The organism is Streptomyces sp. NPDC014882 (assembly GCF_043081325.1).
Lineage (GTDB): Bacteria > Actinomycetota > Actinomycetes > Streptomycetales > Streptomycetaceae > Streptomyces.
In genome coordinates this window covers 35083-54199 of the sequence record NZ_JBIBWL010000010.1, presented here as the reverse complement: position 1 = coordinate 54199, position 19117 = coordinate 35083, and the positions used below count along the sequence as shown (strand labels likewise).

Annotated in this window: 18 protein-coding genes and 1 pseudogene; 11 read left to right on the top strand and 8 right to left on the bottom strand. The window is 75.0% G+C overall.

All coding sequences use genetic code 11. From position 1 onward, the window contains the following. Positions 1-34: 34 nt before the first annotated feature. The 5 genes from ACF09K_RS22600 (at position 35) to ACF09K_RS22580 (ending at position 5082) form a co-directional block, all read left to right on the top strand. Complete coding sequence (locus ACF09K_RS22600; RefSeq protein ID WP_392246100.1) at positions 35-745, top strand: uracil-DNA glycosylase; 711 nt, start codon at positions 35-37, stop codon at positions 743-745. Between the two features lie 727 nt (positions 746-1472). Beyond that, positions 1473-1859, top strand: a complete 387-nt coding sequence (locus ACF09K_RS22595) for a hypothetical protein (RefSeq protein ID WP_392246098.1) — start codon at positions 1473-1475, stop codon at positions 1857-1859. Beyond that, positions 1859-2626 (top strand): nucleotidyltransferase family protein, encoded by a 768-nt coding sequence (locus tag ACF09K_RS22590; RefSeq protein ID WP_392246096.1) that lies wholly within the window; start codon positions 1859-1861, stop codon positions 2624-2626. Before ACF09K_RS22595 ends, ACF09K_RS22590 begins: the two co-directional genes overlap by 1 nt. A 228-nt stretch (positions 2627-2854) precedes the next feature. Continuing rightward, positions 2855-4786 (top strand): FUSC family protein, encoded by a 1932-nt coding sequence (locus ACF09K_RS22585; protein ID WP_392246094.1) that lies wholly within the window; start codon positions 2855-2857, stop codon positions 4784-4786. 119 nt (positions 4787-4905) lie between these two features. Further along, positions 4906-5082 carry a hypothetical protein gene (locus tag ACF09K_RS22580; RefSeq protein WP_392246092.1) on the top strand — a complete coding sequence of 59 codons (177 nt, stop codon included), beginning with the start codon at positions 4906-4908 and terminating at the stop codon, positions 5080-5082. 137 nt (positions 5083-5219) lie between these two features. On the opposite strand, the gene ACF09K_RS22575 is transcribed toward ACF09K_RS22580, so the two are convergent. Together ACF09K_RS22575 and ACF09K_RS22570 are read right to left on the bottom strand one after the other, a co-directional pair. Then, positions 5220-5663, bottom strand: a complete 444-nt coding sequence (locus tag ACF09K_RS22575; protein WP_392246090.1) for a hypothetical protein — start codon at positions 5661-5663, stop codon at positions 5220-5222. Positions 5664-6190: 527 nt separating this feature from the next. Then, positions 6191-6934 (bottom strand): annotated as a pseudogene (locus ACF09K_RS22570) (ATP-binding protein); the annotation flags it as partial. Between the two features lie 226 nt (positions 6935-7160). Here ACF09K_RS22570 and ACF09K_RS22565 point away from each other — a divergent pair. From ACF09K_RS22565 to ACF09K_RS22555, 3 genes are all read left to right on the top strand, one after another. Then, entirely contained in the window at positions 7161-8021 is an 861-nt protein-coding gene (locus ACF09K_RS22565) for a helix-turn-helix transcriptional regulator (protein WP_392246088.1), read from the top strand. Further along, on the top strand, positions 8022-8297 hold the full coding sequence (locus ACF09K_RS22560; protein ID WP_363087323.1) for a DUF397 domain-containing protein: 276 nt from the start codon (positions 8022-8024) through the stop codon (positions 8295-8297). A gap of 102 nt (positions 8298-8399) precedes the next feature. Beyond that, a complete protein-coding gene (locus ACF09K_RS22555; RefSeq protein WP_392246087.1) occupies positions 8400-9212 on the top strand; it encodes an SAM-dependent methyltransferase in 813 nt (270 codons plus the stop codon). 223 nt (positions 9213-9435) lie between these two features. Here the strand turns inward: ACF09K_RS22555 and ACF09K_RS22550 are convergent, their stop codons facing one another. Beyond that, entirely contained in the window at positions 9436-10857 is a 1422-nt protein-coding gene (locus ACF09K_RS22550; RefSeq protein WP_392246085.1) for a PLP-dependent aminotransferase family protein, read from the bottom strand. A gap of 47 nt (positions 10858-10904) precedes the next feature. Between ACF09K_RS22550 and ACF09K_RS22545 the strand changes: the two genes are divergently transcribed. Then, positions 10905-11150, top strand: coding sequence for a hypothetical protein (locus tag ACF09K_RS22545; protein ID WP_392246083.1), 246 nt, complete (start codon positions 10905-10907; stop codon positions 11148-11150). 67 nt (positions 11151-11217) lie between these two features. Here ACF09K_RS22545 and ACF09K_RS22540 read toward each other — a convergent pair whose 3' ends face one another. Continuing rightward, positions 11218-12705: a glutamate synthase subunit beta gene (locus ACF09K_RS22540; RefSeq protein WP_392246082.1), complete on the bottom strand. Its 1488-nt coding sequence runs from the start codon at positions 12703-12705 to the stop codon at positions 11218-11220. 525 nt (positions 12706-13230) lie between these two features. Further along, complete coding sequence (locus ACF09K_RS22535) at positions 13231-13932, bottom strand: DUF2293 domain-containing protein (RefSeq protein WP_392246080.1); 702 nt, start codon at positions 13930-13932, stop codon at positions 13231-13233. Between the two features lie 214 nt (positions 13933-14146). Here ACF09K_RS22535 and ACF09K_RS22530 point away from each other — a divergent pair, with 214 nt between their 5' ends. After that, positions 14147-14788 (top strand): uridine kinase, encoded by a 642-nt coding sequence (locus tag ACF09K_RS22530; protein ID WP_392246078.1) that lies wholly within the window; start codon positions 14147-14149, stop codon positions 14786-14788. 233 nt (positions 14789-15021) lie between these two features. Further along, positions 15022-15456 (top strand): CBS domain-containing protein, encoded by a 435-nt coding sequence (locus ACF09K_RS22525; RefSeq protein ID WP_392246076.1) that lies wholly within the window; start codon positions 15022-15024, stop codon positions 15454-15456. Positions 15457-15479: 23 nt separating this feature from the next. Here ACF09K_RS22525 and ACF09K_RS22520 read toward each other — a convergent pair whose 3' ends face one another. The 3 genes from ACF09K_RS22520 to ACF09K_RS22510 all read right to left on the bottom strand — a co-directional run bounded on the left by ACF09K_RS22520 (position 15480) and on the right by ACF09K_RS22510 (position 19039). Continuing rightward, a complete protein-coding gene (locus ACF09K_RS22520) occupies positions 15480-16607 on the bottom strand; it encodes a magnesium and cobalt transport protein CorA (RefSeq protein ID WP_392246074.1) in 1128 nt (375 codons plus the stop codon). A gap of 492 nt (positions 16608-17099) precedes the next feature. Continuing rightward, positions 17100-18026 carry a carbohydrate kinase family protein gene (locus ACF09K_RS22515; RefSeq protein WP_392246072.1) on the bottom strand — a complete coding sequence of 309 codons (927 nt, stop codon included), beginning with the start codon at positions 18024-18026 and terminating at the stop codon, positions 17100-17102. Between the two features lie 107 nt (positions 18027-18133). Continuing rightward, a complete protein-coding gene (locus tag ACF09K_RS22510) occupies positions 18134-19039 on the bottom strand; it encodes a pseudouridine-5'-phosphate glycosidase (protein WP_392246434.1) in 906 nt (301 codons plus the stop codon). Between the last annotated feature and the right edge of the window lie 78 nt (positions 19040-19117).

The following is a 19117-nucleotide window of genomic DNA, read 5'->3' as shown; positions in this document are numbered from 1 at the left end:
CCGTGCTCCGGCGACCCCGCCCTACCGTGGACCCATGGACCCGCACGAACCACTGGACCCCGGCCCCCTTCCCGCCCTGGACCGGCGGATCGCGGGATGCCGGGCCTGCCCCAGGCTCGTCGAGTGGCGGGAGGAGGTGGCTCGCACGAAGCGGGCGGCCTTCGCCGACTGGACCTACTGGGGACGGCCGGTGCCGGGGTTCGGTCCGGCCGACGCGCGACTGCTGATCGTGGGACTGGCTCCGGCCGCGCACGGAGGGAACCGCACGGGCCGGATGTTCACGGGCGACCGTTCCGGGGACGTGCTGTACCAGGCGCTGTACGACGTGGGGCTCGCTTCGCAGCCGACCTCCGTGTCCGCCGACGACGGACTCGCCCTCCACGGCGTGCGGATCACCTCCCCGGTGCACTGCGCGCCGCCCGCCAACAAGCCGACCCCGCGGGAGCGGGACACCTGCCGGCCGTGGCTGGTCCAGGAACTGCGGCTGCTGCGGCCGACGGTGCGGGCGGCCGTCGTGCTGGGGGCGTTCGGCTGGCAGGCCGCGCTGCCCGCGTTCGCCGAGGCGGGGTGGGCCGTGCCCCGGCCCCGGCCGGCCTTCGCGCACGGGGCGCGGGTACCGCTCGACGGCCTGGACCTCTTCGGCTGCTTCCACGTCAGCCAGCGCAACACCTTCACCGGGCGTCTCACCCCGGAGATGCTGCGGGAGGTACTGCGCACGGCGGCGACGGCGGCGGGACTGAACTGACGGCCCGGCGCCACCGGCCTGCTCCTGCCGGTCCGGCCGGTCGGCCGCTGTCGGTCCAGCCGGGTCTGCCCGCCTCTGCCCGCCTCTGCCCCTCCGACTCGGCCCGGCCCGTTCCGACCCGGCCCGGCAGGCCCGGCGTTGTCGGCCCCGGTCTGCCCGCCGCTGTCGGCAGGACGGGATCCGGTGGGTCGGACTCTGCCGGTCTGTCCCTGGCGGTCTGTCCCTGCCGCTCCGCCACTGGCGGTCCGGCCCCCGGCCGGTCGCACCCCGCCGGTCTGCTCAGGGCGGCTCTGTCGGCTTCGCCGGACCGTTCTCGTCCCTGCCGTCCCTGCCGTCCCTGCCGTCCCTGCCGTCCCTGCCGTCCCTGCCGTCCCTGCCGGTCCCTGCCGGACGCGCTGGGGCGCGGTCGGTTGGCGGTGTCCCGAGGGCTTCGGTGATGTCCCGATGCCCTCGGGACGCGGGACAGCCTGCCGTACGGCGGTCGGCTGTCCCGCTCGCGGTGGCCGGCCACACCCGGGCGGAGGGCGCCGACGTGCTCGTTCCGGGCCGCGCCCCGGGTGACGGCCGCCACCGCCGATGATCACCCTTGCCGTCGATAACCGCTGGACGGGCGTGGGCCGCGGACGCCAGCCTTGCTTCCATGCGCACCAGGCACCTGGGCCGTTTCACGGCGGCCGACTTCTAGCGGGCCGCGCCGGAAGTCCCGGCGGGTCCGCGGAGGTCCGCCATGTCCCGCACCGTCCACCACATCCGTCTCCGACACCGCAACCACCACCCTGCCACCGGATCGCCCGGCTGGACCGGACTGCGCTCCGGGCACCGCCTCGTCCAACTCCGCGTCACCTTCGCGGAGTCGGCCCGCGCGCGGCGCGAGGGACGCCGCCCGCGTCCCGTCCCCGTCCCTCGCGCCTTCACCGCCCACACCTATCCGCGCTCCCTGAACGCGGGGGTCGACGGTCCGTACGAGTCGCGGGCCCGAGCCGCACTGGCCGTCTTCCGCACGACCGCCCGCAACCGCCTGCGAGCCGCCCCGCCCGGCGCCCTCCTCGATGTCGCCGAGGACCTGGACCACCCGCCGACCCGCCACCGCCACCGGAACATCTGGGACTTCTGATGGACGCCGCCTTCCTCCGCGCCACCACCGACCGCCTGGCCGCCCTCCCCGGGGTCCGCGCCGTCGCCCTCGGCGGCTCCCGGGCCCAGGGCACCCACCGCCCCGACAGCGACTGGGACCTGGCCGTCTACTACCGGGGCGCCTTCGACCCGGCCGACCTGCGCGCCGTCGGCTGGGAGGGCGAGGTGTCGGAGATCGGCGGCTGGGGCGGCGGCGTCTTCAACGGCGGCGCCTGGCTCACCGTCGACGGACGGCGCGTCGACGTCCACTACCGCGACCTGGACGTCGTCGCCCACGAACTGGCGGAGGCGCAACAGGGGCGGTTCCGTGTGGAACCCCTGCTGTTCCACCTGGCGGGCATCCCGAGCTACCTGGTCGTCGCCGAGCTGGCGATCAACCGGGTGCTGCACGGGGAGCTGCCGCGCCCGGCCGCGTACCCCGAAAGACTCCGCCGGACGGCGCGCGACCGCTGGTACGGCACCGCGAGCGCCACCCTCGCCTACGCGGCCGCCCACCACGCGGCGCGGGACCGGCGCACGGAGGCCGCGGGTGCCCTGGCCGTCGCCGCCGCGCAGGCCGGCCACGCGGTGCTCGCCGCGCGCGGGGAGTGGGTGACGAACGAGAAGCGGCTGCTGGAGCGCGCCGGGCTCAGGGACGTCGACGCGCTTGTCGCGCGGATCGCCCGGGGCGGCGTCCCGGAGGCGCTCGAACGGGCCCGCGCGCTGTTCGAGGAGACGGTGGCGGCGGCCGGGTCCACGCGCGGATGAGGGGAACGGCCGGCGAGGAGCCGGCCCCCGGCGGACGCCCGAGCGGTCGCGCTCACGAGGAACCCGGGATCCGGCCCGGGCGTCACCTTTCCGAAACGCCGCCGTTCCACCTTCTCCTCGATCGACGCGTACCGTGGAGACGCACCCCGAGCACCAGCACCAGCCCCAGTACCAGCCCCGGCCACCGTCGCCCGAAGGCACATCCCGCCCTCGCCCGAACGGAGCCCCGTGTCCCCGCGTTCCGCCGTCGCCGTGCGCACACCCACCGCCCTGCCGCCCTGGCTCGCGCACGTCCTGCGCGCCCAGCGCGGGCCCGTCCCGTGGAGCGCGGTCGTACGCGGCGCGCTCGCCGCCGGGCCGTTGCTGCTCGTCGCCGTCCTCGCCGGGCACACCTCCCTCGGAGTCGTCGCCGCCATCGCCGCCATGCTCGCCGGGATCAACGACCGTCCCGGCGGCCGGCGCGCCGCCGTCCGGCGGCTCGGGGCGCCCGCGCTCGCCGGAGCGGCCGGACTCCTCGTCGGGACCTACGCCGGCGACCACGCCGGCCCGGTCGCGCTGACGCTCCTCCTCACCGCTCTGGGCCTCCTGGCCGGCGGCGCGAGCGCCATCGGGCCCGTCGCCTCCGCGGGCGGCACCCAACTGCTCGTCGCCGCGGCGGTCGGCGCCGGGATGCCGCTGCCCGACAGCGGCGGGGCGCGGGCCCTCGCCTTCCTCGCCGGCGCGGGATGGCTGATCGCGTTGCGGCTCGCCCTGCCCACGCCGGGCGCGTTGGCCGGGGACTTCCGCTTCGACGGCGAGCGGGCGGCCGTGGCCGGCGTGTACGAAGCCGTCGCCGCCCTCCTCGACGCCGCCGGCACCGAGCACGCCACCGCCCGCCGTGCCGCCCTCACCGCCGCTCTCGACCACGCCCAGGACGCCCTCGCCGGGCCCCGGCTGCGCCGCTGCGCCAGTTCCGCGGCCGAACGCCGGCTGCACGCCCAGTACGCCGCCGCCCTGCCGCTCGCCGAGGCCGCCACCGCCCTCGCCTGGGCCGGCGCCCCCCTCGCCGACCGGGCCGCCGAGGGACCCCGGCGCCTCGCCGCGGCCGTACGGGGGAGCGCGGCCACCGGGCCGTTGCCCGCGCCCGCCCGGTCCGCGCCCGCGCTGCGGGCCCTCGACGACGCCCTGCTCCGCGCCGCGGACGCCTTCGACCGGGGCGCCGGGTCGGATCTGCACACGCGCCGGCGCGGCGCCCGGGACCTGCTGCGGACCGCGTTCGGGGCCGGCGGGCGGGAGTACGGGCTGCGGGTCGCCCTCTGCTTCGGCGCCAGCGCGGCCATCGCCCAGGCGCTGTACCACTCGCGCTGGTACGGGCAGCACACGCACTGGTACTGGCTGCCCGCCACCGCGGTCTTCCTCGTCAAGCCCGACCTCGGGCCGCTGGTCTCCCGCGTGCTGTGCCGAGCCGCCGGGACGGTCCTGGGGGCGCTGCTCTTCGCCGGGTTCGCCGCGGTGCTGCCGCGTCCGGAGGGGCTGGTCGCCCTGGTCGCCGTGTGCGGGGCGCTGATCCCCGTCGCCACGCGCCACTTCGCCGCCCAGACCGCCGTCGTCACCGTCCTCGTCCTGTCGCTCGTCATGGTCGGCGGGGAGCCCCAGGCCTCCGTCGGACGCATCGGTGAGACGCTGCTGGCCTGCGCGCTCGTGCTCGTCGTCGGACACCTGCCGATGCCGGGGGAGCGCGGCGGGCACGTGCGCGCCCGGCTCGCGTCCGCCGCGGGGGCCGCGCACGCCTACCTCGTTCATGTACTGGACGGCCCGGACGGTCCGGACGGCTCCGGCGACCGGGCCACCCGCTGGACCCTGCGCCGCGAGGCCTACCGGGCGCTCGCCGAGGCCCGCGCCGCCATCGCCCGTTCGGCCGCCGAACTGCCCGCGCTCGCCCGGCACACCGAGGGCACCGACGAGGTGGCCGCCCTCCTCGAACGGCTCGTCGACACGACCACCGCCGCCGCCGTCCACCTCGACGACACCGGACGGCTCGACCGCCGCCACGGCGACCGGCTCACCGGACTCCTCGCGGAACTGGCCGCCCACCGGGAGAGGGTCGGACTCCCGGCCCACGTCACGACATGTGCGAGTTCCGACGCGCAGGGTAGCCGACGCGTTCAGAAGGTGACCTGACCCTCACACTCCGCGTTGAACGTGTGTCAACTGCGTCTCAGTAGCGTCACCGACCGAGGCGTTCCCTCTCCGAAGAGCGTTAACTCCTACAGGTACAACGCTTATCGGAGGTGTGCGAGATGGTGAACGGGCGAACGGTGCTCGAACGCTTTCCCGCGGGCGGGCCGCGTGGATCGTGGCCCGCGGAGGAGTTCGCGCAGGCGCGGCGCATGGAGGGACTGGCCGCAGAGGTGGTCATGGACCTCGCGACCGACACGTTCCTGGTGGTCGTCCGGGGCGGCGAGGCCACCGACTGACGCCGCGGCCGGCCCGCTTCCGCGGCGGGCACCGGGCCCGTCGGCCGGCGCACCGATCTCCTCGAAGACCTCCGGCCCGGTCCGTGCGTCGAGCAGGGCTGTGCTCAGGGCGGTGTGTCCGTGCGCCCGGACGTGCGTCACGCGCTGATCGGCCGCGACCAGGTGGGCGGTGTGTCCGTGAGGCGGCACAGCGTCAGATAGAGGGGGATGGGCGGGGTGTACGGCAGCGTGCCGTCCGGCCGGTGGATGAGGCCGGGGGCCTGCCGGGAGTCCGGCACGAGCGCGCCCGTGGCGTACCGCGCGGGGGCGGGCCAGTCCAGGGCGTAGTCGGAGTCCGACGGGACCAGCCACCACCAGTGCGCCTCGTCGGCGTACACGCAGCCCACACGCGGGAGGCGGGGCATCACCAGCGGGCCCAGCCGCGCCGGGACGGCCACGGCGTCGCAGCCCAGCGGGGCCGTCATCCCCTCCGGAACCGCGAGCCGGAGCGGAGCCCGCGGGACGACACCGCCGGGGCCGCGCCCCAGACGGACGAGCGTGTCCAGGCTGAGCACCCCGATCCGGCCGGGGGCCGCGTTCACGCCGTGTCCCGGCCGCGCGGAGGGAAGCCCGCAGGATCCGCGCCGGGGTGCGGGCGCCGGACGGGAGCCCCGCTCGTCCGGTCGAGCGCGTGGTCGGTCGCGTGGTCGGTGCGGTCGGCCGGCCGGGGCGGCTCGCCGGCCCCGGGGCCGCGGTGCCACTGCGGCGCGACGCGGGGCGGAGTGCTGTCGGACGGGTGCGGGAGCCGGCCGAGAGGGCCGCCCGACCGGAGGTCGGCCCGGCCCTCGACCGCGGGGGCGTGAGGGGGCCGGTGCGTGTGGCCGGGGACGCGGGCTTCCGTGCGGCCTTCCGCGGGGTGTGTCCTGTGCGCCTGCTCGATGGGTTCGGAGTCGCCGTGCGCCTCGTGTCCGTGCCGGACGTCACCGTGCCGGACCTCACCGTGCGCCGGGTGCCCGTGCCGGACGTCTCCGCGCCGGAGGTCGCCGTGCCGGGTGTCTGGGCGGCGCGCGTCTTCGAGCAGGGCGTCTTCGAGCAGCGCGTCGGCGTGCCGTGCGTCTGCGTGATCGTCGTGCTCGGCGGGGGCCTCGCCCTCGTCGTCCGAGCCGCCGGCCGGGTCCGGCTTCGGGCGGGCGCCCCAGCCGAGGTCGGCGCGCGGCGCGGGCACCGGGCCGGTGTCGGAGGGGCCGACGGCGTCACGGACGGCGTGCTCGACGTGCTCGGCGCGCTCGGGGGAAGCGGGTCCTCCCGCGTCCTCGGAGGCGGCCCGCCGGGCCAGGTCCGCCCAGACCAGCAGTCCGGGACCGTGTTCCCTGGCGCCCCAGGAGTGACAGAGGGCGTCGACGAGGAACAGGCCCCGTCCGTGTTCCTCCTCGGGACGCTGCGGCGAGGGATGCGGCTCACCCGGCGCGCAGCCCTCGTCGCGCACGGCTATGCGCACCAGGTCGTCACCGTCGTACAGCTCGCAGACGACCACGCCGCTCGCGGTGTGCACGATGGCGTTGGTGACCAGCTCGGATATGACCAGGGCAGCCGTGTCGCAGGTGTCCTCGCACACCGACCAGCCGGTCAGCCGGGCCCGCACCAGGCGTCTGGCCCGTGCCGGGGAACCCGGATGCGCGGCCAGTTCGAATCGGAACCGGCGCTGGGCAGCGGCCTGGTCGAGGCCCGCTCCCTCCCCCACTCTCGAATGCGCTCGACCGGGGGAACCCGCATCGGCACCGAGACCCTGGGGGTGGCCTGCGGCGGCGTCTGTTCCTAAGGGCGCGGACGGAATCACGCTTGCCACTATCGCCCCGCCGTGAACACTTGGCAAGTGTCACTCTGAAAAATGCAGAGTGCTGTGTGACGCGGTGAAGGGCCGTGGCACACTGCTCGCAACAGCATGTCGAGCGGCGCCAGTTGGGATCACGGAGATCCGTATTTTCGTACGTGTCTTCCTCTGAGGTCTTCGCGTGGCGCCGCAGGGCTGTTGGGAAGTTCTCGTGACCGCCCGGCCGGGCCAAGTGGGCCCTCGGCCGGGCTCTTCGTGGAGGTGGAGCGTGAGCGAACCGCGGTCCGCGCCGACGGTGGGGCAGGTCGTCCTCGGCCGGCGCCTGCTGGACCTGCGGGAACGCGCAGGCCTCAAACGCGAGGAGGCCGCCCGCATCCTCCGGGTCGCGCCCGCCACGGTCCGCCGCATGGAGATGGCCGAGGTCTCCCTCAAGATCCCCTACCTCCAGTTGCTGCTGAAGGCGTACGGCGTCACCGACGCGGAGGCCGAGGGCTTCGTCCAGCTCGCCGAGGAGGCCAACCGGCCCGGCTGGTGGCAGCGCTTCCACGACGTGCTGCCCGGCTGGTTCTCGATGCACGTCAGCCTCGAGGGCGCGGCCGCCCTGATCCGCCAGTACGAACCGCACTTCGTCCCCGGTCTGCTGCAGACCGAGGACTACGCGCGCGGAGTGCTGAGGTCCGGAGCCATCGGCCAGACCCGGCCGGAGGACATCGAGCGCCACGTCGACCTGCGCATGCAGCGCCAGGGGCTCCTCACGCGTGAGGACGCGCCCCGGCTGTGGGTCGTCATGGACGAGACCGTGCTGCGCCGCCCGGTGGGCGGCCCGGAGGTGATGCGCGCGCAGATCGACAAACTGCTCGACGCCACGAAGCTGCCCAACGTGACGCTGCAGGTCGCCCCGTTCTCCTCGGGGCCGCACCCCGGCACGTACGGGCCCTTCGTGCTGTTCCGATTCGCCATGCCCGAACTTCCGGACATGGTCTACAGCGAGTACCTGACAGGCGCCGTCTACCTGGACGCGCGCACCGAGGTGGCGACCCACCTCGAGGTCATGGACCGCATGGCGGCGCAGTCCGCTACGGCACATCGCACGAAGGAGATCCTCCGGGATCTCCGCAAGGAGCTGTGAATGGAACGCATCAAGTCCCCCACCAGGCCGCGTGGCCGCGCTCAGCGGATCTACAACGGCATGCCCGCGAGGGAACTGGGCAGCGAGGGCTGGCACAAGCCGTGGAGCGGCGGCAACGGAGGCAACTGCCTGGAGGCCATGAAGCTCGCCGACGGCCGGATCGCCGTCCGCCAGTCCACCGACCCCGACGGTCCTGCGCTGATCTACACCTCCGACGAGATGACGGCCTTCATCCAGGGAGCGAAGGCGGGAGAGGCGGACTTCCTGCTGTCCTGAACCAGCCCGCCCGTTCCTTCTCCCCTGTGCACACTTTGCTCAACTTCCTTATCTTGGTACTGACTTGATCATTATTCGTGTCGCATGCTCATGGAGTTCCTCATGACCGGGCAGGACCCCGCCGGCGCCGTCGAGATCGACACCGGCAAACCGCACCCCGCGCGGATGTACGACTGGTACCTCGGCGGCAAGGACAACTACCCCGTGGACGAGGAGATGGGCCGCCAGATGCTGGCCCTCGACCCCCGCGTCCCGGTGATGGCCCGGGTCAACCGGGCGTTCATGCACCGCGCCACGCGCTGGCTCGCGGGTCACGGCGTCCGGCAGTTCCTGGACATCGGCACGGGCATCCCGACCGAGCCGAACCTCCACCAGGTCGCCCAGCAGGTCGCGCCCGACGCCGCCGTCGTCTACTGCGACAACGACCCGATCGTCCTGGCCCACGCGGCAGCCCTGCTGCGCAGCACCCCCGAGGGCGTCACCGAGTACCTCCAGGCGGACGTCCGGAACCCGGCCACCATCATCGAGGGCGCCAGGAAGATCCTGGACTTCGAGCAGCCCGTGGCGCTGTCCCTCATCGCGCTGCTGCACTTCGTCTCCGACGAGGACGGGGCCCACGAGCTGGTCGACCGGCTGCTCGCCGAAGTCCCCTCGGGCAGCTACCTGATGATGACCCACGCCACCGCGGACTTCACCCCGGAGGAGTCGGCGGCGGCCACGGCGAAGCTGAAGGCGGCCGGCGTCACGCTGGCACTGCGCTCGCGCGACGAGTTCGCCCGCTTCTTCGACGGACTGGAACTGGTCGAACCCGGTGTCGCGGTGGTGCCCGAGTGGCACCCCGAACTCGGCGAGCCGGTGCCGGGCCAGGAGGACGGCGTCATTCCCGGCTACGGCGCGGTGGCACGCAAGCCGTAGGCGTCCGGGGTGCCGGCGCTGCCCGGGTACCGGGTTGTTGGGGCCTTGGGGCCTTGGGGCCTTGGGGCCTTGGGGCCTTGGGGCCGTGGGGCTTCAGGGCCTCGGGGCGGCGACGGGGTGTCCGTGGGGGCGGTGGCCGGCGTCCGGGGCGCGGTGTCCGGCGCCCCATCGGGGTGGGGCACGGCAGCCGGGGCGCGAGATACGGGCCCCGGGGAGCGGAAGCTCAGGGCAGCACGCCGAGCAGTGCGTCCAGCGCCGCCCCGTAGGCGTGTTCGGAGGGCGTGGCGTATCCCACGACCAGTCCGTCGTGGGCCGCCATGTCCGTCTCCGGGTGCCGGAAGCCGGCCAGGCCGTCCAGCGCGACGCCCCGCCGGACGGCCGCCTCGACCGTGGCCCGCTCGGTGCCCGGCGGCAGCCGCAGCACCGCGTGCAGTCCGGCCGCGACCCCGGTGACGCCGACCCGCGGCGCGTGCGCGGCGAGCGCCGCGACCAGCCGGTCCCGGCGGCCCCGGTACCGCTGTCGCATACGCCGCACATGGCGGTCGTAGGCGCCGGAGACGACGAGGTCGGCCAGGCCCAGCTGGTCCGGCACGCTCGCCCAGGCCTCCCGGTCGCCCTTGGCCGCGAGGACGTCGCCGACGTACCGCTCCGGCAGCACCATCCAGCCCAGCCGCAGGGCCGGTGACAGGCTCTTGCTGACCGAGCCGAGGTGGATCACGCGCTCGGGGTCCAGGCCCTGGAGCGCGCCGACGGGCTTGCGGTCGTAGCGGAACTCGCCGTCGTAGTCGTCCTCCAGCACCACGGTGCCCCGCGCGCGTGCCCAGTCGATCACGGCGGCCCGGCGGCTCGCGTGCAGCGGACCGCCGGTCGGGAACTGGTGGGCGGGCGTGAGGAGCACACCCCGCTCGCGTCCCAGCAGGTCGACGCGCGCCCCGTCCCCGTCGAGCGGGAGCGGCACCGTCCGCACGCCCGCCGCGGCCAGCAGCTCCCGGTGGAACCGCAGCCCGTACGCCTCCACCGCCAGCGGGCCGCGCAGCACCCCGCCACCGTTCCCGCCCTGGCCGAACAGCAGCCGCAGGGCGTGCGCGAAGCCGGAGCAGATCACGATGCGGTCGGGCTCGGTGCGCACGCCGCGCGCGCGTGCCAGGTACTCGGTGAGCGCCTCGCGCAACTCGCGGCGCCCGGCCGGGTCGCCGGGCCCGAACACCTCGTTGGGCGCCCGTTGGAGCGCCCGTCGGTAGGAAGCCAGCCAGGCCGCACGCGGGAACGCCGACGCGTCCGGGGTGCCCTGGCGCAGGTCGTGCCGCGGACCACGCGCGCGTGGAGGTGCCGCACCGGGCCTCCGCTCGGCGTGGCGCAAGGGCTCCGCGCGGTCGGCGACCCGCGTACCGGATCCCTGCCGAGCCGTCAGCCAGCCCTCCGCCACCAGTTCGGCGTAGGCGTCGGCCACCGTGTTGCGTGCGACCCCGAGGTCGGCGGCGAGGGAACGGTAGGGCGGCAGCCGGGTGCCCGGAGGGAGCCGTCCGCCGCGCACGGCCTCGCGCAGCGCCCGGATCAGCGCGGCCCGCCGTCCGCCCGGACCGGACAGCTCCAGATGCAGGTCGGCACCGATCCGCTCAGCGGAACTGACCCACGATTCCTCCATGGGAACGCACCCTACAGAGGGTCTTTCCGGGGCATGGACCGATCTGCATGACGACGAACGCGACGCACACGGCCGACGCCGCGCACACCGCCGTCGCGACGGACACGGCCCACGTGGCGAGCACGGCCCACGTGGCGAGCACGGGGAACGCGGTGAGTGGGACGCACGCGGTGAGTGGGACGGACACGACCGGCACGAGCCGTCTGGACTTCGTGAGGTCCGCCCGCAAGGCGTTCCGCGCGCTCGTCGGCACCGGCCGCGCACCCCGCCGGCCTGCTGGTCCCCGCGCGTGACTCCCGCCCGCCCACCGGGCCTTCGCGCGCATCCCCCGCACGCTCAGCGGTCGTTCGCGCGTGCCCCCTACACGCTCATCGGCCGGTCGTACGGGCCGATCGGTGCCGGCAGCCGTGATCTTCCCGTCAGATGGCGGTCGACGGCCGCGGCGACCGCCCGCCCCTCCGCGATCGCCCACACGATCAGCGACTGCCCGCGCGCGGCGTCCCCGGCGGCGAACACACCGGGCACGTTCGTCGCGAAACCCGCGTCCCGCGCGACCGTGCCGCGCGGCTCCAGCGCCAGCCCCAGCTGCTCGGTGAGCCCGTCGTCCCGGTCGGGACCGGAGAAGCCGAGGGCGAGCAGGACGAGGTCGGCGGGGAGCGTCCGCGCGGTGCCCTCCACCGGCCGCCGCTCGGCGTCGACCTCGACGAGGTGCAGCGCCCGGACGTGCCCGCTCCCGTCGCCGGTGAAGCGGAGCGTGGACGCCGCGAACAGGCGCGCGTCCGCGTCCGCCGCCGGCGCGACGCCGAGGTCGCGCGCCTCCTCGTGCGCGGCGGACAGCCGGTAGATCTTCGGGTACGTCGGCCAGGGATCGGTGTCCTCGTCGCGTTCCGCGCCCGGCCGGGCGTAGATGTCCAGCTGCGTCACGGACGCGGCCCCCTCCCGGATCGCCGTGCCCAGGCAGTCGGCGCCCGTGTCGCCGCCGCCGACGATGACGACGTGCTTGCCGACGGCGGACATCGGGGACCGTTCCAGGTCGCCCTCGCACACCCGGTTGGCCAGCGGCAGGTACTCCATCGCCTGCTGGATGCCGGTCAACTCCCTTCCGGGTGCGTGCAGTTCCCGCCACTCGGTCGCTCCGGTGGCGATCACCACGGCGTCGTGACGCGTCCGCAGGTCGTCGGCCATGACATCCCGCCCGACCGTGGTCGACGTACGGAACTTCGTGCCCTCCGCCCGCATCTGCTCGATCCGGCGGTCCAGCTGCCGCTTCTCCATCTTGAACTCGGGGATGCCGTACCGCATCAGTCCGCCGATCCGGTCGTCCTTCTCGTAGACGGCGACCGTGTGCCCGGTCCGCGTCAGCTGCTGGGCGGCGGCCAGCCCGGTCGGCCCGGAGCCGATCACCGCCACCGTCAGCCCGGACAGCCGGTCCGGCGGCCGGGGCGGGGTGAGCCCGTCCGCCCAGGCCCGGTCCGCGATGGCGGCCTCGACGTTCTTGATGGTGACGGCGGGCTGGTTGATGGCGAGCACACAACCCGCCTCGCACGGAGCGGGACACAACCGCCCGGTGAACTCCGGGAAGTTGTTCGTCGCGTGCAGCCGGTCGCTCGCCGCCCGCCAGTCCTCGCGGGAGACCAGGTCGTTCCATTCGGGGATCAGATTGCCGAGCGGGCAGGCGTCGTGGCAGAACGGGACGCCGCAGTCCATGCAGCGGTCGGCCTGTGCGCTGATGAGGGGGAGCAGTGCCCCGGGGACGTACACCTCGTCCCAGTCGCGGACCCGTTCCCCGACCGGCCGGCGCGGCCAGTCCTGGCGGGGGGTGGTCAGGAATCCCTTGGGATCGGCCATGGCCGTCTTCCTTGCGTGCGCTTGCGACGGGGCCGTGCCGCACCGTCGGGCGGCACGTGCGGCACTCCTGCAGCCACGATACGTCCGCTCCACGCCCCGCGCAGGACGCCAGACGACGCCTGCCACGGGCGGGCCCGGCCGCCCGGCCGACGCCTGCCACGGGCGAGCCGGCCGTCGGCTCGGCACCGGCACGCGGACGGACGCGGCGGCGCCCGAGGCGACCGCGCGGACGTGATGCCAGGCCGCCCCCCACACGTACGCCGACCTGACCGCCGTCATGTCGATCACTCCCCCAGCTGCGGCGCCCCGTGCCTGCGGCAGTGCGGCCGGGCCTCTCCCCACGAAGGCCGAGAACCCGGAGAAGACCCTCGCCACCAGCCCGGTTCCACGAGCCCGTCTGTCCGCCTGCCCGTCTGCCCGTCTGTCCGCCTGCCCGCCTGTCCGTCTGTCCGCCTGCCGGCGTGTTCGGCTGCGGCGTGTGGACACGGGAGTGTTCGGCCGCGGACCTGTTCGGTGCCGCCCGCCTCAGCGGCCTGCGGCACCGGCCCCCTCCCACCCCCACTGCCGCAGGACCGCCACCGCGCCCGCCGTGATCCGCTGCCGCGCCTCCCGCCGCGGCACCCCGCTCATCAGCAGTTCGTCGTACGGGGTGTCCAGGTGCCGTACGGACGCCGCGACCGCCGACACGACCGCGCCCTCGGACAACCGCCGCCCGGCGGCACTGCGTCCCACCCGCCCGCTGCCCCGCTCCGACGCGTGCGCGGCGATCGCGCGGGCCCGGTCCCGCGGGCAGCGGGGGAACAGCCGCAGGACCTCCTCCGCGAACGCCTCCGCGAACTGCTCGTCCTGCGCCGCCCGCCGACGGGCGTCCCGCACCCGGCGCCGTCCACGCGCCTCGGCGTCCGCCAGGCAGCGCGCCTCCGCCCGCACCAGCCCCGCCTCCTCGACGAGGACGCCCTGCCGCTCGTAGCGGCCCCTACGGCGGTTGAACCGCACGACGACCACGGAGAGCGGGCTCTCCTCCCGCGCCCTGCGCGTGAGCGCCGTGTCGCCGCGCGGCAGGAAGACGAGATGCCCCAGGTCCGCGCAACCGAGGCAGCGCGGCGCGCCGTCCTCGACGACGAGCAGCGGCAGCGGTCCTCGCCGGCATCCGGCACAGTGCCGCCGACGCGAAGGCTGGACCGCGACAAGCCCGCTACCGGGCAGTGGAGTCGGGGGAACCCGCATACCTGCTGCATTCCCCCTCCCGGGCCCACCCCATCCCGCACGCCACGCCGAGCCGGAACGCGCCCCGACCCTCCCGCGCGGCGTGAGCACGAGCACCCGGGTACGGCGGGGCGTCACCGCCGCGGACGCGTCCGGACCACCTCCACCAGGCCCCTCCTCCCCGTGGCCGGCCCGTGGAGCGACATGGTCGTCCCGAACCGGTATCTGTCGCATCATGGGCCGTGTGCGACTCGAAGCGATCACGTGGGAACGCCTCGGCGACCTCCTCGCCGACCGCCTGCTCGACCTGAAGCCGGAGGACGGCAGCCCCTGGCCGCGCATCGCCTTCGACGGCGCCCCGGCGGCCCGCCCCGGAGACCTCGCCGAACGCGTCGCCGAAGCGCTGCGGATACGCGGACGCCCCTCCCGCGTGATCGGCACCCAGGGCTTCCTGCGACCGGCCTCCGTCCGCCTGGAGTACGGCCACCACGACGCCGACGCCTACCACGACGGCTGGTTCGACACCGGCGCCCTGTGGCGCGAGGTGTTCGGCCCCCTCGAACCCGGCGGTGACGGACGGATCCTGCCCGACCTGTGGGATCCGGTCACCGACCGCGCCACCCGCAGCCCCTACGTCCCCCTCCCGCGGGACGGATTCCTGTTGCTGCACGGCCCCCTCCTGCTGCGCCACTGGTTCCCCTTCGACCTGACCGTCCACGTCCTCCTCTCCCCGCCCGCGCTGCGCCGCCGTACCGCCGAGGCCGACCGGTGGACGCTGCCCGCCTTCGACCGCTACGACCGGGAGACCGACCCGGCGGCCACGGCGGACGTCCTGGTCCGCGCGGACGACCCGCGACGCCCGGCCTGGAGCGGCTGATCCGCGGACGCCCGGCCTGGGGCGGCTGATCCGCGGACGCCCGGCCTGGGGCGGCTGATCCGCGGACGCCCGGCCTGGGGCGGCCGATCCGCGGACGCCCGCCCGCCGCCTCCCGCCGGACATGCGGACGGTGAACGGCCCGGAGAGAATGGGACGCCGGGACACGAGAGCGCAGGACGCCGGGACAGCGGCACACCGCGTCGCGCCGGCCGTCCCGCACCGGGAGGCACACCATGACCACCGCCGGACAGATCATGCACCGGGGCGCCCAGTGGATCCCCGCCCACGAGACCCTCGAACGCGCCGCCCAGCTGATGCGCGACCTCAACGTCGGAGCCCTCCCCGTCAGCGACGAGAACGAGCGGCTCTGCGGCATCCTCACCGACCGCGACATCGTCGTCGGCTGCGTCGCCATGGGGCACGACCCCGCCGAGGTCACCGCCGGTGAGATGGCCAAGGGGACCCCGCGCTGGGTCGATGCCGGCGCCGATGTCAGCGAGGTGCTCCAGGAGATGCAGGGGCACCAGATCAAGCGGCTGCCGGTGATCGAGAACAAGCGCCTGGTGGGCATGATCAGTGAGGCCGATCTCGCCCGGCACCTGACCGACGACCAGATGGCGTCCTGGGCCGAGAGCGTCTACGCCAGGACCGGCACCGCCCCCTCCTGATCAGGCCGCCGCGAACCGCTCCCTCAGAGCCAGCCGTTGCGGCGGAAGCCGCGGTACAACGCCAGGCAGACGGCGGTTATCAGCCCGAGGGCCATGCCGTAGCCGTACTTCCAGTGCAGCTCCGGCATGTGGTCGAAGTTCATGCCGTAGACCCCGCAGATCATGGTCGGTACGGCGACGATCGCGGCCCACGCGGTGATCTTCCGCATGTCCTCGTTCTGCGCGACGGTGACCTGGGCGAGGTGCGCCTGGAGGATCGAGTTGAGCAGTTCGTCGAAGGCCGCGATCTGTTCCGTGGCCCGCAGCAGATGGTCGGAGACGTCCCGGAAGTAGGCCTGTATCTCGGGGTCGACCACCCGCATCGGCCGGCCCGCCAGATCCTGGAGCGGCCGGCTCAGCGGCACCACCGCCCGCTTCAGCTCCAGCAGTTCCCGCTTGAGCTGGTAGATGCGCCCGGGGTCGGTCCGCGCCCCGTTCTCCGCGAAGACGTCCGTCTCGACCTGGTCGATGTCCATCTGCGCGGCGTCGATGACGTTGAGGTACTCGTCGACCACGTGGTCCGCGACCGCGTGCAGCACCGCTGACGGTCCCTTGGCGAGCTGGCCGGGATCGCACTCCAGCCCCTCGCGCAACGGGCCCAGCGAGCCGTGCCGGCCGTGGCGCACGGTGATGACGAAGTCCCGGCCGACGAACACCATGATCTCGCCGGTGTCGACCACCTCGCTCGTCGCCGTGAGCTGCTCGTGCTCGACGTAGCAGACCGTCTTGAACACCGCGAACAGCGTCTCGCCGTACCGCTCCACCTTCGGGCGCTGATGGGCTTCGACCGCGTCCTCGACCGCCAGCGGATGGAGGTCGAAGAGGTCGGCGATGCCCGCGAACTCCGCGTTCGTCGGCTCGTGGAGACCGAGCCAGACGAATCCGTGCCCGCTCCTGCGCATCCGCTCCACGGTGTCGACCAGGTCGCCGCCGGCCGGGACGCGCGCGCCCTCGCGGTAGGTCACGCAGTTCACCACAGAGGAACCCAGCGGCGACCGCGCGGGATGGCTCAGATCGACCCGAGGCCGCCGGCGGGCCAGGCGCGCCACCCTGCGCAGGCCGCCCACCCCGCCCAGGCCAGTGACCTTCCGCAGATTCCCGGCCATGGTCATCCCGACCTCCTTCTCGGATCCCCCTGCGTGATCTCACGCCGTGGCGCGCCAGTCTGCCAGGCCCGCGCAGAACCCGGGCAAGCCTGTGGAAAGGGGATGTTCCGCTTGGTTCCCGCCTGTGGACGACCCGGAAAGGGTTCCGCCCCGGAGACGGCTTCCCCTCCTCTTCCGCACCATGTCGGGGCGCCTGCGCTCCCGTGTCCCGGTCCCGCCGCCCGCCCCGGTCGGCCGGACCGGGACGACGGGGACGATCGCGGCATGACGCGAGCCGACCGCCGCCACCTCCCCGACAACCGGCGGACCGAGGCGGGGGAGCGCTTCGACGCCCTCGCCACCCTCTTCGACCCGACGGCGTTCCGGCACCTCGATGACCTGGGCGTGAGCCCCGGCCGGCGCTGCCGGGAGGCCGGCGCGGGCGGCACCCCGGTGGTGTCCCGGCCGGCGAGGAGGGCCGGCCCCACGGGCAGGATCCTCACCACCGACGTCGACGTCTCACGACGGGCCCCGCCCGGCCGACCGCCCCGGTCTGCCACCCACCCGCTCCACCGCCAGCGCGCCCGCACCGCACCCCTCGACCGCGGCCTCCGCGGGCTCCGCACCCCCGAGCAGGGCGGCGAGGAAAGCGCCGGTGAAGGCGTCGCCGGCGCCCGTCGTGTCGCGCGGGGTCGCCGGGACGGCGCGGACCCGGGCGACGACGGCACCGCCCCGGGCCACCACGGCTCCGTCCGCCCCCTGCTTGGCCACCACCAGCGGCACACGCCGACTGAGTTCGGCGGCCGCGTCCGCCCCGTCGGCCGCTCCGGTCAGCAGACGGGCCTCGTCCCGGCTGGGCAACAGCACGTCCACGCCCCGCACCAGGGCCAGGAACCGGTCGGCGCCCAGTTCCGCCAGGAATCCCGCCGACGCCGGATCCAGGCTCACCGGCACCCCGCGCGCGCGTGCCGACACCAGTGCCGTCCGCACCAGTGCCCGCCCCGACGCGGAGAACAGCAGGTAGCCCGACAGGTGCAGCCGGGCGACCCCGTCGAGCAGCGTGCCCGACCAGTCGTCCGGTCCGAGCCGCAGGGAGGCGCCGCTGTCGGTGAGGAACGTCCGCTCGGCCGCGGCCCCGGTGTCGACCAGGCAGACCACCGTCCCCGTCGGTGCCTCGGGATCGACGACGAGCAGGGGCCGTACCCCGCACGCGACCAGCTCACGTTCGTGCCAGGCCGCCGCCTCCGCACCCACCCGGCCGAGCAGCCGTACGTCCGCACAGCCCCCGTGCGCCGCCCAGCACGCCACGTTGGCGCCCGCGCCGCCCGGCAGCGTCCGGACCACCGCGGCCGTGTCCGTCCCCGGCGCCAGCGGTCCCCGGTGGCGCGCGACGACGTCCGTGACGACGTCCCCGACCACCAGCAGCGCCCCGCCCCCTCGCCGCACGCCCGCGGGAGCGGCGCCCGGCTCCGGGCCCCCGGAGCCGGGATCCGCCCCGCCAGAACGCGGGTTCGGGCCCCCGGAGCCGGGATCCGCCCCGTCCGGACCGCCGGTCACGCCCCGGCCCACGCCACGGCGATCCGCCCCGCCAGCCGCACGTTGCCGCGCACCGCGGCCAGGTTGGCGCTCAGAGAGGCGCCGTCGGTGCGGCGGACCAGGTGGTCGAGCAGGAACGGCGTGACGGCCTGGCCCGTGACCCCCTCCGCCGCACACGCCCTGAGCGCCTCCGCGAGCACGCGCGCGTGCAGCGCGGGATCCAGCTGTTCCTCCTCCGGAACCGGGTTCGCGACGATCAGCGCCGACTCCGGCAGCCCGAGGGCGACCTGAGCCCGCATCACGTCCGCCACCTGAGCGGGACTCTCCAGCGTCCAGTCCACCGGAGACCCCGAGTCGGACAGGTAGAAGCCGGGGAAGCGGTCGGTGCCGTACCCGGCGACGGCGACCCCCAGCGTCTCCAGCCGCTGGAGCGTCGCCGGCACGTCCAGGATCGACTTCACCCCCGCGCACACCACCGTGATCCGGGTGCGCGCCAGCAAACCCAGATCGGCCGACTCGTCCTGGGTGGCCGTCCATCCCCGGTGCACCCCGCCGAGTCCGCCCGTCGCGAACACCCGCACCCCGGCCAACGCCGCGAGCAGCGCCGTCGCCGACACCGTGGTCGCCCCGCTCGCCCCCGAGGCGACCGCGAGCGGCAGGTCGCGGTGGCCCAGCTTGCGGATGCCGTCCTCGTCGGCGACCCGCTCCAACTGCTCCTCGTCGAGGCCGACACGGGGCCGCCCGTCCAGCACGGCGATCGTCGCCGGTACGGCGCCCTCCGCACGCACCGCCGCCTCCAGCTCCCGCGCCACCTGAAGGTTGCGCGGCCGGGGCAGCCCGTGAGCGATGATCGTGGACTCCAGCGCCACCACGGGGCGACGCGCCTCGACCGCCTCCCGCACCTCTTCCGACACCACCAGCACCACGTGCCCGCCTCCTGTCCGTCGGTCCTCCCTCATCCCTGGCGGGCGATACGCCCGGCCAAACCCTTGCGGCCCGTG

What these genes read in the sequence shown, in the direction of transcription:
- ACF09K_RS22550 (WP_392246085.1), bottom strand. Translation starts at nt 10,857, where the DNA reads ATGGAGGAATCGTGGGTCAGTTCCGCTGAGCGGATCGGTGCCGACCTG.
- ACF09K_RS22580 (WP_392246092.1), top strand. Translation starts at nt 4,906, where the DNA reads ATGGTGAACGGGCGAACGGTGCTCGAACGCTTTCCCGCGGGCGGGCCG.
- ACF09K_RS22540 (WP_392246082.1), bottom strand. Translation starts at nt 12,705, where the DNA reads ATGGCCGATCCCAAGGGATTCCTGACCACCCCCCGCCAGGACTGGCCG.
- ACF09K_RS22530 (WP_392246078.1), top strand. Translation starts at nt 14,147, where the DNA reads ATGGGCCGTGTGCGACTCGAAGCGATCACGTGGGAACGCCTCGGCGAC.
- ACF09K_RS22590 (WP_392246096.1), top strand. Translation starts at nt 1,859, where the DNA reads ATGGACGCCGCCTTCCTCCGCGCCACCACCGACCGCCTGGCCGCCCTC.
- ACF09K_RS22555 (WP_392246087.1), top strand. Translation starts at nt 8,400, where the DNA reads ATGACCGGGCAGGACCCCGCCGGCGCCGTCGAGATCGACACCGGCAAA.
- ACF09K_RS22595 (WP_392246098.1), top strand. Translation starts at nt 1,473, where the DNA reads ATGTCCCGCACCGTCCACCACATCCGTCTCCGACACCGCAACCACCAC.
- ACF09K_RS22600 (WP_392246100.1), top strand. Translation starts at nt 35, where the DNA reads ATGGACCCGCACGAACCACTGGACCCCGGCCCCCTTCCCGCCCTGGAC.
- ACF09K_RS22545 (WP_392246083.1), top strand. Translation starts at nt 10,905, where the DNA reads ATGACGACGAACGCGACGCACACGGCCGACGCCGCGCACACCGCCGTC.
- ACF09K_RS22520 (WP_392246074.1), bottom strand. Translation starts at nt 16,607, where the DNA reads ATGACCATGGCCGGGAATCTGCGGAAGGTCACTGGCCTGGGCGGGGTG.
- ACF09K_RS22525 (WP_392246076.1), top strand. Translation starts at nt 15,022, where the DNA reads ATGACCACCGCCGGACAGATCATGCACCGGGGCGCCCAGTGGATCCCC.
- ACF09K_RS22535 (WP_392246080.1), bottom strand. Translation starts at nt 13,932, where the DNA reads ATGCGGGTTCCCCCGACTCCACTGCCCGGTAGCGGGCTTGTCGCGGTC.
- ACF09K_RS22560 (WP_363087323.1), top strand. Translation starts at nt 8,022, where the DNA reads ATGGAACGCATCAAGTCCCCCACCAGGCCGCGTGGCCGCGCTCAGCGG.